Source organism: Mesorhizobium sp. BH1-1-4 (assembly GCF_020165665.1).
Classification (GTDB): Bacteria; Pseudomonadota; Alphaproteobacteria; order Rhizobiales; family Rhizobiaceae; genus Mesorhizobium.
In genome coordinates, this window is sequence record NZ_JAIUIN010000002.1 from 500176 (window position 1) to 512553 (window position 12378).

The 12378-nt window shown below is 64.0% G+C and carries 15 protein-coding genes; 9 read left to right on the forward strand and 6 right to left on the reverse strand.

Annotation, left to right across the window (positions count from 1 at the left end):
- Window positions 1-24: 24 nt before the first annotated feature.
- Together LB569_RS06005 and LB569_RS06010 are read right to left on the reverse strand one after the other, a co-directional pair.
- Entirely contained in the window at window positions 25-489 is a 465-nt protein-coding gene (locus LB569_RS06005; RefSeq protein ID WP_224691457.1) for a hypothetical protein, read from the reverse strand.
- A 56-nt stretch (window positions 490-545) separates the two neighbouring features.
- Window positions 546-1271, reverse strand: a complete 726-nt coding sequence (locus LB569_RS06010) for a DUF2259 domain-containing protein (protein ID WP_224691458.1) — start codon at window positions 1269-1271, stop codon at window positions 546-548.
- Between the two features lie 149 nt (window positions 1272-1420).
- Between LB569_RS06010 and LB569_RS06015 the strand changes: the two genes are divergently transcribed.
- Window positions 1421-1675, forward strand: a complete 255-nt coding sequence (locus LB569_RS06015; RefSeq protein WP_140706707.1) for a DUF2171 domain-containing protein — start codon at window positions 1421-1423, stop codon at window positions 1673-1675.
- A 12-nt stretch (window positions 1676-1687) separates the two neighbouring features.
- On the opposite strand, the gene LB569_RS06020 is transcribed toward LB569_RS06015, so the two are convergent.
- A complete protein-coding gene (locus LB569_RS06020) occupies window positions 1688-2710 on the reverse strand; it encodes a P1 family peptidase (RefSeq protein ID WP_224691459.1) in 1023 nt (340 codons plus the stop codon).
- Window positions 2710-3783 (reverse strand): branched-chain amino acid ABC transporter substrate-binding protein, encoded by a 1074-nt coding sequence (locus LB569_RS06025; protein WP_224691460.1) that lies wholly within the window; start codon window positions 3781-3783, stop codon window positions 2710-2712. Before LB569_RS06025 ends, LB569_RS06020 begins: the two co-directional genes overlap by 1 nt.
- A gap of 180 nt (window positions 3784-3963) precedes the next feature.
- Between LB569_RS06025 and LB569_RS06030 the strand changes: the two genes are divergently transcribed.
- The 7 genes from LB569_RS06030 to LB569_RS06060 are packed head-to-tail and all read left to right on the forward strand — an operon-like array spanning window position 3964 to window position 10307.
- A complete protein-coding gene (locus LB569_RS06030) occupies window positions 3964-4491 on the forward strand; it encodes a flavin reductase (protein WP_140706701.1) in 528 nt (175 codons plus the stop codon).
- A complete protein-coding gene (locus LB569_RS06035; protein ID WP_224691461.1) occupies window positions 4488-5417 on the forward strand; it encodes an AAA family ATPase in 930 nt (309 codons plus the stop codon). Before LB569_RS06030 ends, LB569_RS06035 begins: the two co-directional genes overlap by 4 nt.
- A 5-nt stretch (window positions 5418-5422) precedes the next feature.
- Window positions 5423-6673, forward strand: a complete 1251-nt coding sequence (locus LB569_RS06040) for a vWA domain-containing protein (protein ID WP_224691462.1) — start codon at window positions 5423-5425, stop codon at window positions 6671-6673.
- A gap of 50 nt (window positions 6674-6723) precedes the next feature.
- Window positions 6724-7062, forward strand: coding sequence for an XdhC family protein (locus LB569_RS06045; protein WP_140706695.1), 339 nt, complete (start codon window positions 6724-6726; stop codon window positions 7060-7062).
- A 7-nt stretch (window positions 7063-7069) separates the two neighbouring features.
- Complete coding sequence (locus LB569_RS06050) at window positions 7070-7774, forward strand: XdhC family protein (protein ID WP_140706693.1); 705 nt, start codon at window positions 7070-7072, stop codon at window positions 7772-7774.
- On the forward strand, window positions 7771-9381 hold the full coding sequence (locus LB569_RS06055; RefSeq protein ID WP_224691463.1) for an NTP transferase domain-containing protein: 1611 nt from the start codon (window positions 7771-7773) through the stop codon (window positions 9379-9381). The genes LB569_RS06050 and LB569_RS06055 overlap by 4 nt, the downstream gene beginning before the upstream one ends.
- 32 nt (window positions 9382-9413) lie before the next feature.
- Window positions 9414-10307, forward strand: coding sequence for an alpha/beta hydrolase family protein (locus tag LB569_RS06060; protein ID WP_224691464.1), 894 nt, complete (start codon window positions 9414-9416; stop codon window positions 10305-10307).
- A 19-nt stretch (window positions 10308-10326) separates the two neighbouring features.
- On the opposite strand, the gene LB569_RS06065 is transcribed toward LB569_RS06060, so the two are convergent.
- Window positions 10327-11370, reverse strand: coding sequence for a DUF1176 domain-containing protein (locus tag LB569_RS06065; protein WP_224691465.1), 1044 nt, complete (start codon window positions 11368-11370; stop codon window positions 10327-10329).
- Between the two features lie 139 nt (window positions 11371-11509).
- Here LB569_RS06065 and LB569_RS06070 point away from each other — a divergent pair, with 139 nt between their 5' ends.
- On the forward strand, window positions 11510-12016 hold the full coding sequence (locus tag LB569_RS06070; protein WP_224691466.1) for a DUF1993 family protein: 507 nt from the start codon (window positions 11510-11512) through the stop codon (window positions 12014-12016).
- Between the two features lie 53 nt (window positions 12017-12069).
- On the opposite strand, the gene LB569_RS06075 is transcribed toward LB569_RS06070, so the two are convergent.
- Window positions 12070-12234, reverse strand: coding sequence for a hypothetical protein (locus LB569_RS06075; RefSeq protein WP_140706685.1), 165 nt, complete (start codon window positions 12232-12234; stop codon window positions 12070-12072).
- Window positions 12235-12378: the final 144 nt, after the last annotated feature.

Sequence of the window (12378 nt, forward strand, 5' to 3'; positions counted from 1 at the left end):
TCCTAACAGAGGCGGACCGAATGCTCAACGCTGATGCCGCGCAAACCAGAGGCCGGCAGCGAACAAGGCGACAAAACCAAGCGGAAAATAGAGCCGGATGCCCAGTACCACGAACTGGTAGGACGCCACCGCCATCGTGAAGGCGAGCTGAAAACCCCAGGTGAGGGTGAACGCGGGCGCATGCCATTCGGCATAATAGGACCGGTATTGCAGGGCATACAGCCCGGCGGTCAGGCCGATCGTTGCGCCAGCAAGGCACACCAACGCCGCGGCGAAGGCGACCTCGGCGCCTCTTCCGAGCGAGACCAGCCGCGCCGCGAACAGGCCAGCCGGAAAGGCCAGGGCGCCGCCGGCGGCGAACAGCAGCGACACGGTGCGGATCTTGCCCGGCGTCACCCAATTGTCCAGCAACAGGTTGACGAGTGCGCTGGAGGCCATCGTGGCCGCCCACAGCAGGGCGCCGAGAAGTGCCGTGCGCAATGTCGGCATCGCGTCGCGAAGGCGGCCCAGGGCGCGATTGCGCCTCACGGGTTGGACAAGCTCTGTCACAGCCGGCCGGTCACGGCGATCCAGCGAAAGTCCGGCCCCTCGAAGCCATATTGGCGCACCGCTATCAGAACCGCGTAGGCGCTGAGGCTGTCCATCGAGAAGGTCTGTACCGCGCCGATGCGGTAGCCGTTCGGGCAGCCCCGGCTCTTGGGGATCGCTTTGTCCTCATGCAGCAATTTGGTGGTGCCGCCATCCTGCGCCTCGATACGCAGCAGCCGGAAGCCGTTGATCTCGCCCTGGCTGTCGCAGCCTTGCGTGTTGTTCATGCCGATCTCGTCGAGCCGGAACTCGAGCGGCTGGTCGACCGGGGAGAAGATCGGGCGCGGGTTGACCGCGATGCGATGCGGATCGGCCGAAAGCTCGGTCACCGGGTTGAAACCGGCGGTGATGCCCCGGTTGGCGCTGAGCTCGGCCTGACTGACAACAGCCTCGCCCTTCTGGCGGGCCTGGAGGCGGGCGGCGTCCAGCGTTGCGTTCTCATCGTTGAGCCGGACCCTGATCGGCGTCCCCTTGAGAAAGCTGTCATTGCCCGTGTCGATGTAATAGCGGTTGGCGTAGGGAAAGCCCGACCCGTCCTGAACGCCGTATTCCTCGAAGGCGAACACCCCGCCGTCCTTGGTGAAGCCAAGGATTTCGAGCTCGGCGACATCGCCTGCCTGCGCGCCGACCGACGCCGCGAACTGCACGGCCAGTGAAACGGCAAACAGGAAAAGCATTCGCATCGGTTTTCACTCCGGCAGCCCTGATCGGTCCAATCCCTAGCACGATGAAATCAAAACGTCGTGCGGGCCAAAGCCGATGCATCCAATCGGCTCGTCATTTGTTATTGTCGGCACTCCCAGTGGAAAACCACCCCAATGGAGAACCTGACATGACCGACACCAGCAAGATTCGTGAGCATATGGAAGTCGTTGGCGCCGACGGCGTGCATATTGGCACCGTCGACAAGGTCGATGGCCAGCGCATCAAGCTGACCAAGGCCGACAGCGGCGAGGGCTCTCACAAGGGCCACCACCACTATATTTCCCTGGCCCTGGTTGCCGAGGTCGATGGCAAGAAGGTGTGGTTGTCCGCGAATTCGGACGTCGCGGTGACGTTCGAGGAAGAAAAATCCGATCCTGTCTGAGAAGGGCTCCGGCTAGCGGCGCGACGACCAGACCGGGAACAGATCATTATCGGCTGGCGTCGCGGCGAACACGCCGCGGCTGATGGCGCGCGCCATGGTGGCCCCGGCCGCGGCATAGAGGTCGATCGCCGCGTCGGCGGTGAGTTCGATCCCGCTCCTGCCAGTCGCCAGCGCGAACACCAGGTCGCCGTCGGCCGGCGTGTGCGTCGGCCAGATGGCGCGCACGAAGCCGTCATGCGCCGAAATCGCCAGTCGTTTTGCCGCGGCCTTGGTGAGGACCGCATCCGTGGCGATGACGGCGATGGTCGTATTGCCGCCAGTGGTCATTTGCATGTCCGGTTCCTTGTCACGGTATTTCAGCAAGATCCGCTTGGCGTCTTCGGGCATGGGTGAGGGATAACCGAGCCCGCCGAATTCAGCGCCGATTTCGAAGGGCGCCGCCCAGAAATGGCGGCTGCGGCCGACGGTCACCGAGCCGGTCGGGTTGACGGCGGCCAACGCGCCGATGGTGACGCCACTGTCCAGCGGCGTCGAGGCGGATCCCAGGCCTCCCTTCAGGCCCGAAGTTAGTGCACCGGTACCGGCGCCGGCAGTGCCGAGCTGGAAATCGACGGCGGCGGCCTGCACCGATTCGTAGCCGAGATCGCGATAGGGCGGATAGCGGCCCCAGCCCTTGTCGCCGCCATTGCGCAGGTCGAACAAGATCGCCGCCGGCACGATCGGTACGCGAAAGCCGCCCACCTCCAAGCCGATGCCGCGCTCGCGCAGCGCGGCTTGCACGCCGGATGCGGCATCGAGGCCGAAAGCCGAACCGCCCGACAGCACCACGGCGTGGACCGCCTCGACCGAATTGTGCGGTTCCAGCAGATCCGTCTCGCGGGTCCCGGGTGCGCCGCCCAGGATCTGTACACCCGCCACCGCCGGCTCGTCGCAAAGCACGGTCGTCACGCCGGACTTCAGCCTGGCATCGGAAGCATTGCCCACGCGCAAGCCGGCAACGTCCGATATCAGATTGCGCGGGCCGGTTCGGAACATCAATTGCTTTCCAGGGGCACGAAGCTTGTGCCGTTGAAGCGGAAAACGCGGTAGGGGCTCTGGCTGAGGTCGCCCTTGGCGTCGAAGCGGACCGGCCCGATCGCCGTGGTGAAATCATGCCCGGTGAGCGCGTCGGTCAGCGGTTTGCCGGAGCCTGTAGCGTCCACCGCCGCCGCCTTGGCGATCTCGACCGCCGCATAGGCCGGCAAAGTATAGCCGTCCGGCACGACCTTTCGCGCGGAGAAGCTTTCCAGTACTTTTGGGTCCGCGACATCGGCCCATTCCGGCGGCGCGATCATCAGCGTGCCCGTCGCGTAAGGCACATCGCCGGGCGGCGTGCGCAGGTTTTCGCCGCCGGCAAGGACGATACCCGCCTGGAGTTGGGCGGCATCGCGCCCCATGATGGCGATGTCGTCGCCATCGCCGCCGGCAAAGACATGCGTGGCACCGGCCTTTTTCAGCCGGCCGACCAGGCCGATCTGGTTGTCGAGCTGCGGCCGGAACGTGTCGACGAAAACAGGTTTGAGTGCTGACTGCTCGGCAGCGGCGCGAAATGTCTCCGCCATTTCTCGGCCATAGATTGTGCCGTCGTCGATGATGGCGAACAGCTCATTCTGCCACAGCCGGGTGAGGGTGGAGGCGACGGCGTTACGCTCGTCATCGCCGCGCGGCCCCAGGCGAAAGACCGGCCAGCCGGTCTTGGCGCGGCGGTCGGTCAGGCTTTCGGTTCGCACGCCGACGGTGATGACCGGGATGTTGGCGTCCTTCAGGACAGGCATGGCCGCTTCGATCGCTTCCGTGCAGAGGAAGCCGATCACGACATCGACCTTGGCTGCGGCGAACGCCTTGGCCGCCGCGGCGCCGCCATCGCCTGTGCAGGCGTCATCCACGGTCTTGAGTTCGACGCCAGTTGCTTCCGCTGCCAGCCCGGCGCCGGCTTCGATCTGCTTGCCAAGGATGGCCGATGGTCCCGACAGGGGCGCGGCGACGCCGATCGTGAGCGTCTGGGCGCCGGCGGCGCCGTTCAGCAACAGCCAGGCCACTGCCGTGGATATCGTTGCCCCCGATCGCATCCTGCCGAACCGTCCCTCCAAGCCCGCTGCAACCGCGCGAGCGCCAATTCCCGCCAAGACCTAAAGGCTGCCCGGCCTTGGTGCAACACGCGAATTCCGGATATGGGCCAAGCACTTCGCTTGTGGCCTGTCATGTCTGGCCATATATGTCATGCGAACAATGGCCATGGAAAACTTCCAGTGCTGAAGAAGAACGATATCGGACCGCAGGCCTATCGCGACGCGATGGCCCATTTTGCCGGTCACGTCCATGTGGTTACCACCGATGGCCCCGCCGGCAAACGTGGCACGACGGTGATCGCGGCCTGTTCGGTATCGGACACGCCGCCGACCATTCTGGTCTGCCTCAATCGTGAAAATGCCAAGAATGAGCTGTTCGTGAAGAACGGTAGATTTGCCCTGAACACGCTGGCTTCGCACCAGGAGCCGCTGTCGATTGGATTCTCCGGCATGACCGGCCTGCCGGTCGAAGAGCGCTTCGCGCTCGGCGAATGGGACGTGATTTCCACCGGCGCGCCGACCCTGAAGGGCGCGCTCGCCGTGTTCGACTGCGAACTGATCGACACCAAGGACCTGGCCACCCATCGTGTGCTTTTTGGCAAGGTGACAGGCTTGCGCATGGGCGATAATTTGCGGCCGCTGATCTATCACGCGCGCGGCTACCACGTCCTGGAAAGTGGGGCAGCCGCACCCACGGAGAAGGAATGAGCGACTTGAAACCGCGCGCCGTGCCGCGGACGATCGACGAGACCCTCGATCTCCTGACCGGCGCGGACTATGTCGCGGACCGGTCTCTGGCAACGGTGCTTTTCCTGTCGTTGCGCATGCAACGGCCGCTTTTCCTCGAGGGTGAGGCAGGCGTCGGCAAGACCGAGATCGCCAAGGTGTTGGCGCATGCGCTTGGCCGCCGGCTGATCCGCCTGCAGTGCTATGAAGGGCTCGATGTCTCTTCGGCCGTCTATGAGTGGAATTACGCCGCGCAGATGATCGAAATCCGCATGGAGGAGGCCGCCGGCAAGGTCGACCGGTCCGCCATGGAGCGCAATGTGTTCTCCGAAAAGTACTTGATCCGCCGGCCGGTGCTCGATGCGCTGACCGGCAAGGCGGGTGCGGCCCCGGTTTTCCTGATCGACGAGCTCGACCGCACCGACGAAGCCTTCGAGGCCTTCCTGCTCGAAATCCTCTCCGACTTCCAGGTGACGGTGCCTGAACTCGGCACCATCAAGGCGGAAGAATCGCCGATCGTCATCATCACCACCAACCGCACGCGCGAGATCCACGACGCGCTGAAGCGGCGCTGCCTCTATCACTGGGTCGACTATCCCAATGCGCAACGCGAGCTGGAGATCGTGCGCCGCAAGGTGCCTCGGGCCAACCAGCGGCTTTCGGCCGAGGTGGTCTCCTTCATCCAGAAGCTGCGCCAGATCGAGCTGTTCAAGGTACCGGGCGTCGCCGAGACCATCGACTGGGCCGGCGCGCTGACCGAACTCGACAAGGTGGCGCTCGATCCGGAGACCGTGTCCGACACGATCGGCGTATTGCTGAAATACCAGGACGACATTGCCCGCATCGGCACGGGCGAGGGCCGGCGCATCCTCGATGAGGTCAAGGCCGAGCTCGCGGCGGCGGAGTAGCCCGAATGAAAGCGCCGCGTCCCGACCCCAGAGAGGCGACGGCGGACGGCCGGATCGCCGACAACATCGTCTATTTCGCCCGCACCTTGCGCAAGGCCGGTATGCGGGTCGGGCCGGCGTCGGTCAAGGATGCGATCGAGGCGGTGCTCGTCGCCGGCATCGGCTCGCGCGACGATTTCTACTGGACCCTGCACGCCGTGCTGGTTTCGCGGCAGGAGGATCATGCCGTCTTCGACGAAGCTTTCAGGCTGTTCTGGAAATCGCGCGAACTAATCGAGAAACTGCTGGCGATGTTCTCGCCGGTGGCGCCCGACACCAGGGAAAAACAGAAGCCGCGCGCGGCTGAGAACCGCGTCGGCCAGGCGATGTTCGAAGGTCATCAGAAAAACCGGCCGACGCAGGAAATCCCGGAGATCGAGGTCGACGCCCGCTTCACTTTCTCCGGCAACGAACTGTTGCGGGGCAAGGATTTCGCGCAGATGAACGCAGCCGAAATGGCCGATGCCAGGAAGGCGATCGCGGCGTTGCGGCTGCCTGTGGACATGGTGCGGACCAGGCGCTTCAAGGCCGATGCGCATGGCCGCCGCATCGATCCGCGCGCCATGATGCGCGCGGCGGCGCGTACCGGCGGCGAATTGATCCTGCCGAAATTCCGCTCGGTCCGCGAAGTCCACCCGCCATTGGTGGTGCTGGCCGACATTTCCGGTTCGATGAGCCAGTACACGCGCATCTTCCTGCATTTCCTGCATGCCCTGACGGAAAAGCGCCGGCGCGTGCATACCTTCGTCTTCGGCACGCGGCTGACCAACCTGACCCGGCAGATGCGCCACCGTGATCCCGATGCAGCGCTTGCCGATTGCTCGGCGGCGGTCAAGGATTGGTCGGGCGGCACGCGCATCGGCGATGCGTTGGCCGAGTTCAACCTTGTCTGGTCGCGGCGCGTGCTGGGGCAGGGCGCGGTGGCGCTTCTGATCACCGACGGGCTTGAGCGCGACGATGTTGTGGGCTTGTCGGAGGAGATGGAGCGGCTGCACAAATCCTGCCGACGGCTGATCTGGCTGAACCCATTGCTGCGTTTCGACGGTTTTCAGGCGCGCGCCCGGGGCGTCAAGGCGATGCTGCCGCATGTCGACGAATTCCGTTCGGTGCACAATCTCGACGCGCTCGCCGATCTCTGCGCCTCGCTGGACAAGAAATCGGCGCTTTCGGTCGATCCGCGCCGGTGGATGGATGCTGGCGCGAGGCGCGCCGCATAGCCATATGTTTTCCCGGCGCCCTGGATAAACAGACCCTGAGAGAAGCAACGATGAGCGACAGTCTTTATCTCGATGAGGCCCGCGATCCTCTGATCATCGCGGAAGCCTGGATGAAGGAGGGCAAGGATGTCGCTATCGCGACCGTGGTCGAGACCTGGGGTTCGGCGCCGCGCCCGGTTGGCAGCCATCTCGTGATCGATGCCGATGGCAATTTCCACGGTTCGGTTTCGGGTGGCTGCGTCGAGGGCGCTGTCGTGACCGAGGCGGTCGACGTCATCGGCTCCGGCGAGGCGAGGATGCTGGAGTTCGGTGTAGCCGACGAGACCGCTTGGCAGGTCGGCCTGTCCTGTGGCGGCCGCATCAAGGTGTATGTGGAAAGATTAGGCTGATTTTCCAATGGATCCCTATGCGCTGAAAACCCTCAACGCCGAACGACGCGCCCGCCGCGCGGCGATCCTCGTCACCGATCTTGGTGACGGTCGCGATCGCATCGTGCGCGAGGGCGATCAGGTCGCCGGCGATCTTGGAGCGGCGATCGCCAAGGCGTTTCGCTCCGGCAATTCCGGTTCCGTCGAGGCAGAAGGGCGGACTTTCTTTCTCAACGCGCATCTGCCGCGGCCGCGCCTGGTGGTGATCGGCGCCGTCCACATCAGCCAGGCTCTGGCGCCGATGGCCCGGATATCAGGCTATCCCCTGGAGATCATCGATCCGCGCACCGCCTTTGCCACATCGGACCGTTTCCCGGATGTCGCCTTGCATGCCGAATGGCCGGAAGACGTATTGAACCGCCAGCCGCTCGACGCTTACACCGCGCTCGCCGCCGTCACCCACGATCCGAAGATCGATGATTTCGCGCTGAAGGCGGCACTCGACGCCAATTGCTTCTATGTCGGGGCGCTTGGCAGCCGCAAGACGCATGCCAAGCGCGTCGAGCGCCTGCTGGCGCTGGGCGCGAGCGCCGACCGGATCGCGCGTATCCATGCGCCGATCGGGCTCGATATCGGGGCGGCAAGCCCGGCCGAGATCGCCGTCGCCATTCTCGCGCAGACCATCCTTGCCTTCCGCTCGCGCGGTCTGGATGCGAAGGGCGCGGCGGCGTGAAATTCGGTCCGATCCCGATAGAGGCGGCCGAGGGGGCGGTGCTTGCCCATGCCACCATCGCCGGCGAAAAGCGGTTCCGTAAGGCGCACAGGTTGAGCGCCGAAGACGTTTCCATGCTCAAGAAGGCGGGGATCACCCAGGTTGTCGCCGCCGTGCTGGCCCCAAACGATCTCGGCGAGGACGCAGCGGCGCAAAGAATTGCGCAGAGCATGATTTTTGGCGGCATCGAAGCGAGGCCCGCCGCCACCGGTCGGGTCAATCTCCACGCCAAGGCGGCCGGCATCTTCACGGTCAATGCCGCTGTCATCGACGCCATCAATGCCGTCGATCCCGCTATCACCGTTGCGACTCTGGCCCAGCATGCGCCGGCCGAAAAGGGTCAGATGGTGGCGACGGTGAAGATCATCCCTTTCGCGGTCGCCTCGTCGCTGGTCGACGCCGTGATGAAGATCTGCGCCGGCGGCGAGGTCTTTGCCGTCAACCCCTATCGGCCGCTGCGTGTCGGCGTCATCCAGACGGTGCTGCCGGGTACCAAACCAACCGTGCTCGACAAGACGCTACGCGTCACCGAAGCCCGGCTGGCGCGCTCGGGCGGCAGGCTGACGGCGGAGCGCCGCACGCCGCATGAGATCGCCCCTGTCGCCGAGGCGGCCATCGCACTCGCGCACGACAACGACATGGTGGTGATCTTCGGCGCTTCAGCCATGAGCGATTTCGCCGATGTCGTTCCGGCGGCGATCGAGCGGGCCGGGGGGATCGTTGTCCGCGCCGGCATGCCGGTCGATCCCGGCAATCTGCTGGTGCTGGGCACGCTCGGCGGCAAGCGCGTCATCGGCGCGCCTGGCTGCGCCCGCAGCCCCAAGGAGAACGGCTTCGACTGGGTGCTCGACCGGCTGGTTGCCGGCCTCGACGTCACGGCGGGCGACATCGCCGGCATGGGTGTCGGCGGCCTGCTGATGGAAATTCCGACACGGCCGCAGCCGCGTGAGCCGCTGCCTGTCAAAAATCGGCTCAAGGTCGCCATCGTGCTTCTGGCCGCAGGCCGGTCGAGCCGCATGGGTGGGCCGAACAAGCTGATGGCGCTGTTCGACGGCCAGCCGCTGGTGCGCCGCACCGCCGAACGGACGCTCGCTTCGAAGGCCTCGGGCACGATCGTCGTCACCGGCCATCAGCGCGAGCGGGTGCGCGCGGCATTGTCTGGCCTCGAAGTCACCTTCGCCGACAATCCCGACTTTGCCGACGGCCTGTCCACGTCGCTCAAGGCCGGTATTGCCTGTCTGCCCCAAGACGTCGCCGGTGCAATGATCGTCCTTGGCGACATGCCGGGCGTGGCGCCCGGCGACCTCGACCGGCTGATCGATGCGTTCCGCGCGGCCGGCGGCAATTGCGTCGTTCGCGCCTCGCATGAAGGCAGGCGCGGCAATCCGGTGCTCCTGCCGCGTTCGTTGTTTTCGGCCGTCGCCCATCTCGAAGGCGATACCGGCGCGCGCCATCTGGTCGAGGCCGAGGGGCTCGACGTCGTCGATGTCGAGATCGGCGAGGGCGCCTCCGTCGACGTCGACACCCGCGAAGCGCTCGAAGACGCCGGCGGCGTGCTGCAGGATTGACAAAGCCGGCCTGCATTCCGCATGGCTCGGGAATGGCTTTTCGTGCTCTTTCCGCTTCTCATGCCTTTCTGGTTGCGACGTTTGCTCTTAGCGTTGCCGTCCATGCCAATGCGCTCGAACTAAAATCCTTCAAGGATGATCTTTTCGCCTATCCGGCGACGCTCTCGTCCGACAGCAACGGCGCCTACACCGTCCTCGACTACCGGGAGATGCGCGACATCAACCAGCGTGACGAGGTGCCGGAAAAGCGCGTGCGCGCCCAGTACACCGACACCGGCGTGCGCAAGGTGCAGCAGGATCTGATGCTGAAGACGGATGCCGGCGATGTCAGGCATGTCGCGGTCGGCAAGACGCAAGGCGCCGCCGTCATCGTGCTCTATCTGCACGGTCAGGGCGGCAGCCGCAAGCAAGGCGTCGACGACTTCACCTTCGGTGGCAATTTCAACCGGCTCAAGAACCTGATGGCCGGCAATGGCGGGCTCTATATCTCTCCGGATTTTCCGGATTTCGGCGACAAGGGTGCCGCACAGGTCGCGGCACTGATCGATCACTATGGGCAACAGTCCCCGGGCGCGAAAATCTTCGTCGCCTGCGGCTCGATGGGTGGGGCGCTGTGCTGGAAGCTTGCCGCACTCAACGACACGGGTCGGCGCATCAACGGGTTGCTGCTGCTTGGATCGCTATGGGACGAAAGCTTTCTTGCCAGTCCCGCCTTCAAGCGTCGCGTGCCGGTGTTTTTCGGCCAAGGCAGCCATGACGTGGTCTTTCCCGTGGCCAACCAGGAAGCGTTCTTCCGCTCCATCCTTGCCAAATCAAAGACCTATCCGACCCGCTTCGTCCGCTTCGAAACCGGCACCCACGGCACGCCGATCCGCATGGTCGACTGGCGCGGCACGCTCAACTGGATGCTGTCGAAAGCGCCTTAAAAGCCGACATGTGAACGCTCTATGGCGCGGTGTTGTAGTCGACAATCGTCTGCGGATTTTCCTCGCCGTCATAAGACGCGTCGACATCGTACTGGACCAGCGAAAAATCGCCGTTGCGGAAGAGATATGTCCCGGAGTCCGAGGCATCGCCGATACCGCGCCATTTGTTGAACGTGGTGATGGTGTGGGCGTTGGGGTCATAGTCTGAATTGGTGGCCCAACCCGTGGTCTGGAAGCCGATCACCGTCACGCTCAACAGCTTGCCGTTGCTGTCGTTGTTCTCGTATCGTATGTCTGTCTCCGGCTCGGCGAACTGCAATTGCCTGACACCGTCCACCTCATCGGTCATATAGTAGACCGAGCTTTCATTGTAGGCGGCGGCCGAGCAGGCGAAATGGAACAGGCGGGTTTCCCTGTCCGGATCGCCTGGCTGGGCATTTTTATCCTTGTATTTGATCGAAAAGACCTCCGGCTCATTGGCCAGACGGTCCTTGTCGCACTGGTCGCCATAGGTCGCCAGAAAAACCTTCTTGGCCTGCTCCAGCGCGGTATCCTTCTTCGGCGGCGGCGGACCGTCGCCGCAGCTTGGCGGCAACGCCTCGTCGAAATCCGCGGTGGAAGGTTTCAGCGCGCCTTTTTCGATGTGGATCGGATCGAAAGGCGGCGCTGCCTGGTTCTGCGCATTCACCTGGCGCAGCGTGTAGCAGCCGGCGAAAACCTTCGCCTCGCCTTGCTTGTCGGTTGCCTGGATGGCGACCGGGACGTTGTAATAGATGCTGCCCGCCGCGCCATCGTCCGAGACAGCGCCGGTCTTGACCTCCACCCTATCGGTTCCGTCATAGCCTTTGACGAACGCATCGAAATCCTTTGCCGGCTTTGTATCTCCGTAGTAGCCCCAGGCGCGGGCGAATTCGTGCCGGTTGATGGCGCTGTAGAGCGATCGCACGACCGCCTCGGCGCTAGAGCGATCATCGACATAGGGCGCTTCGGGCGTATCGGCGGCCAATGCCGCTCGGCTGGCCAGGGAGAGAAGGGCAGTCGCTGCGAGAAGGGCGCGTCTCATCGGGTATCTCCGCTCGATAACGAAGATTCTACCACGGCGATTGCGGCGACGTGGTGACGCGGCGTCGGTGACGCTTGAAGAATCGTGTTTGAAGGCACACCTCCTGTCCGCCGGCGTTCGGCCGGACAGGAGATTTGACGTGACAATATCGATGTATGAGGCATCCGTGCCCGTTTTTTCAGCCAGGTTGAAAGCACTTTCCAGTGTGCTTGCGGCAGCAGAACAGAATGCCCTTGACCGCAAGATCGACCCGCAGGTGTTTTTGACGGCGCGGCTTGCGCCCGACATGTTCGCCTTGACCCGGCAAGTGCAGATCGCGACCGACCATGCCAAGGGCGCGCCCTCTCGGCTGGCCGGCCGCGAAGTGCCGAAATACGAGGACAATGAGGCAAGCTTTGCCGACCTCGAAGCGAGGATCGCCAAGACCGTCGCCCTTCTGGCGACTTTTTCGGTCGCCGATATGGATGGGTCGGACGACAGGATGATCGAGTTGAAGCTGGGAGGCCGGGAAACCACATTGGGCGGCATGCAGTACCTGCTGCATGTGGCCATGCCCAACTTCTATTTCCACCTCACCACCGCCTACGACATCCTTCGCCACAATGGCGTGCCGCTGGGCAAGGCGACCTTCCTGGGATCGCGTTGAGGCATGAGTTCGAGATGTCCCGGATCGATCCGGGGCATCTCGTGTAATGCATCTTAGCGGATGGACATTTCGCGGGCGATACGCGGGAAATCGGCGGGCTTGATGCCGATGTCGGCGCGCTCGGCATTGCTCATCGAATGAAGCAGCGCAAGGGCGGCGCGGTATTTCTGATGTTCCTGCGGGCGGGGCCGGGCGAACATTTCCGTGAAGAAACCCATGATTCAGGCTCCTGGTTGATCCTCCACGTCGGACAATATAGGCGAGTCGTGACAATTGTGCAGTGCAGCATTTGCATGCCTGCCATGCTCGTATGATTTTCATAGAATTTTTTTGCGGCCCCGTGAAACTCTTGCGCCGCGCCA

Coding starts and splice junctions, on each gene's coding strand:
- LB569_RS06005 (WP_224691457.1), bottom strand. CDS start 489: ATGCCGACATTGCGCACGGCACTTCTCGGCGCCCTGCTGTGGGCGGCC.
- LB569_RS06010 (WP_224691458.1), bottom strand. CDS start 1,271: ATGCGAATGCTTTTCCTGTTTGCCGTTTCACTGGCCGTGCAGTTCGCG.
- LB569_RS06015 (WP_140706707.1), top strand. CDS start 1,421: ATGACCGACACCAGCAAGATTCGTGAGCATATGGAAGTCGTTGGCGCC.
- LB569_RS06020 (WP_224691459.1), bottom strand. CDS start 2,710: ATGTTCCGAACCGGCCCGCGCAATCTGATATCGGACGTTGCCGGCTTG.
- LB569_RS06025 (WP_224691460.1), bottom strand. CDS start 3,783: ATGCGATCGGGGGCAACGATATCCACGGCAGTGGCCTGGCTGTTGCTG.
- LB569_RS06035 (WP_224691461.1), top strand. CDS start 4,488: ATGAGCGACTTGAAACCGCGCGCCGTGCCGCGGACGATCGACGAGACC.
- LB569_RS06040 (WP_224691462.1), top strand. CDS start 5,423: ATGAAAGCGCCGCGTCCCGACCCCAGAGAGGCGACGGCGGACGGCCGG.
- LB569_RS06045 (WP_140706695.1), top strand. CDS start 6,724: ATGAGCGACAGTCTTTATCTCGATGAGGCCCGCGATCCTCTGATCATC.
- LB569_RS06050 (WP_140706693.1), top strand. CDS start 7,070: ATGGATCCCTATGCGCTGAAAACCCTCAACGCCGAACGACGCGCCCGC.
- LB569_RS06060 (WP_224691464.1), top strand. CDS start 9,414: ATGGCTTTTCGTGCTCTTTCCGCTTCTCATGCCTTTCTGGTTGCGACG.
- LB569_RS06065 (WP_224691465.1), bottom strand. CDS start 11,370: ATGAGACGCGCCCTTCTCGCAGCGACTGCCCTTCTCTCCCTGGCCAGC.
- LB569_RS06075 (WP_140706685.1), bottom strand. CDS start 12,234: ATGGGTTTCTTCACGGAAATGTTCGCCCGGCCCCGCCCGCAGGAACAT.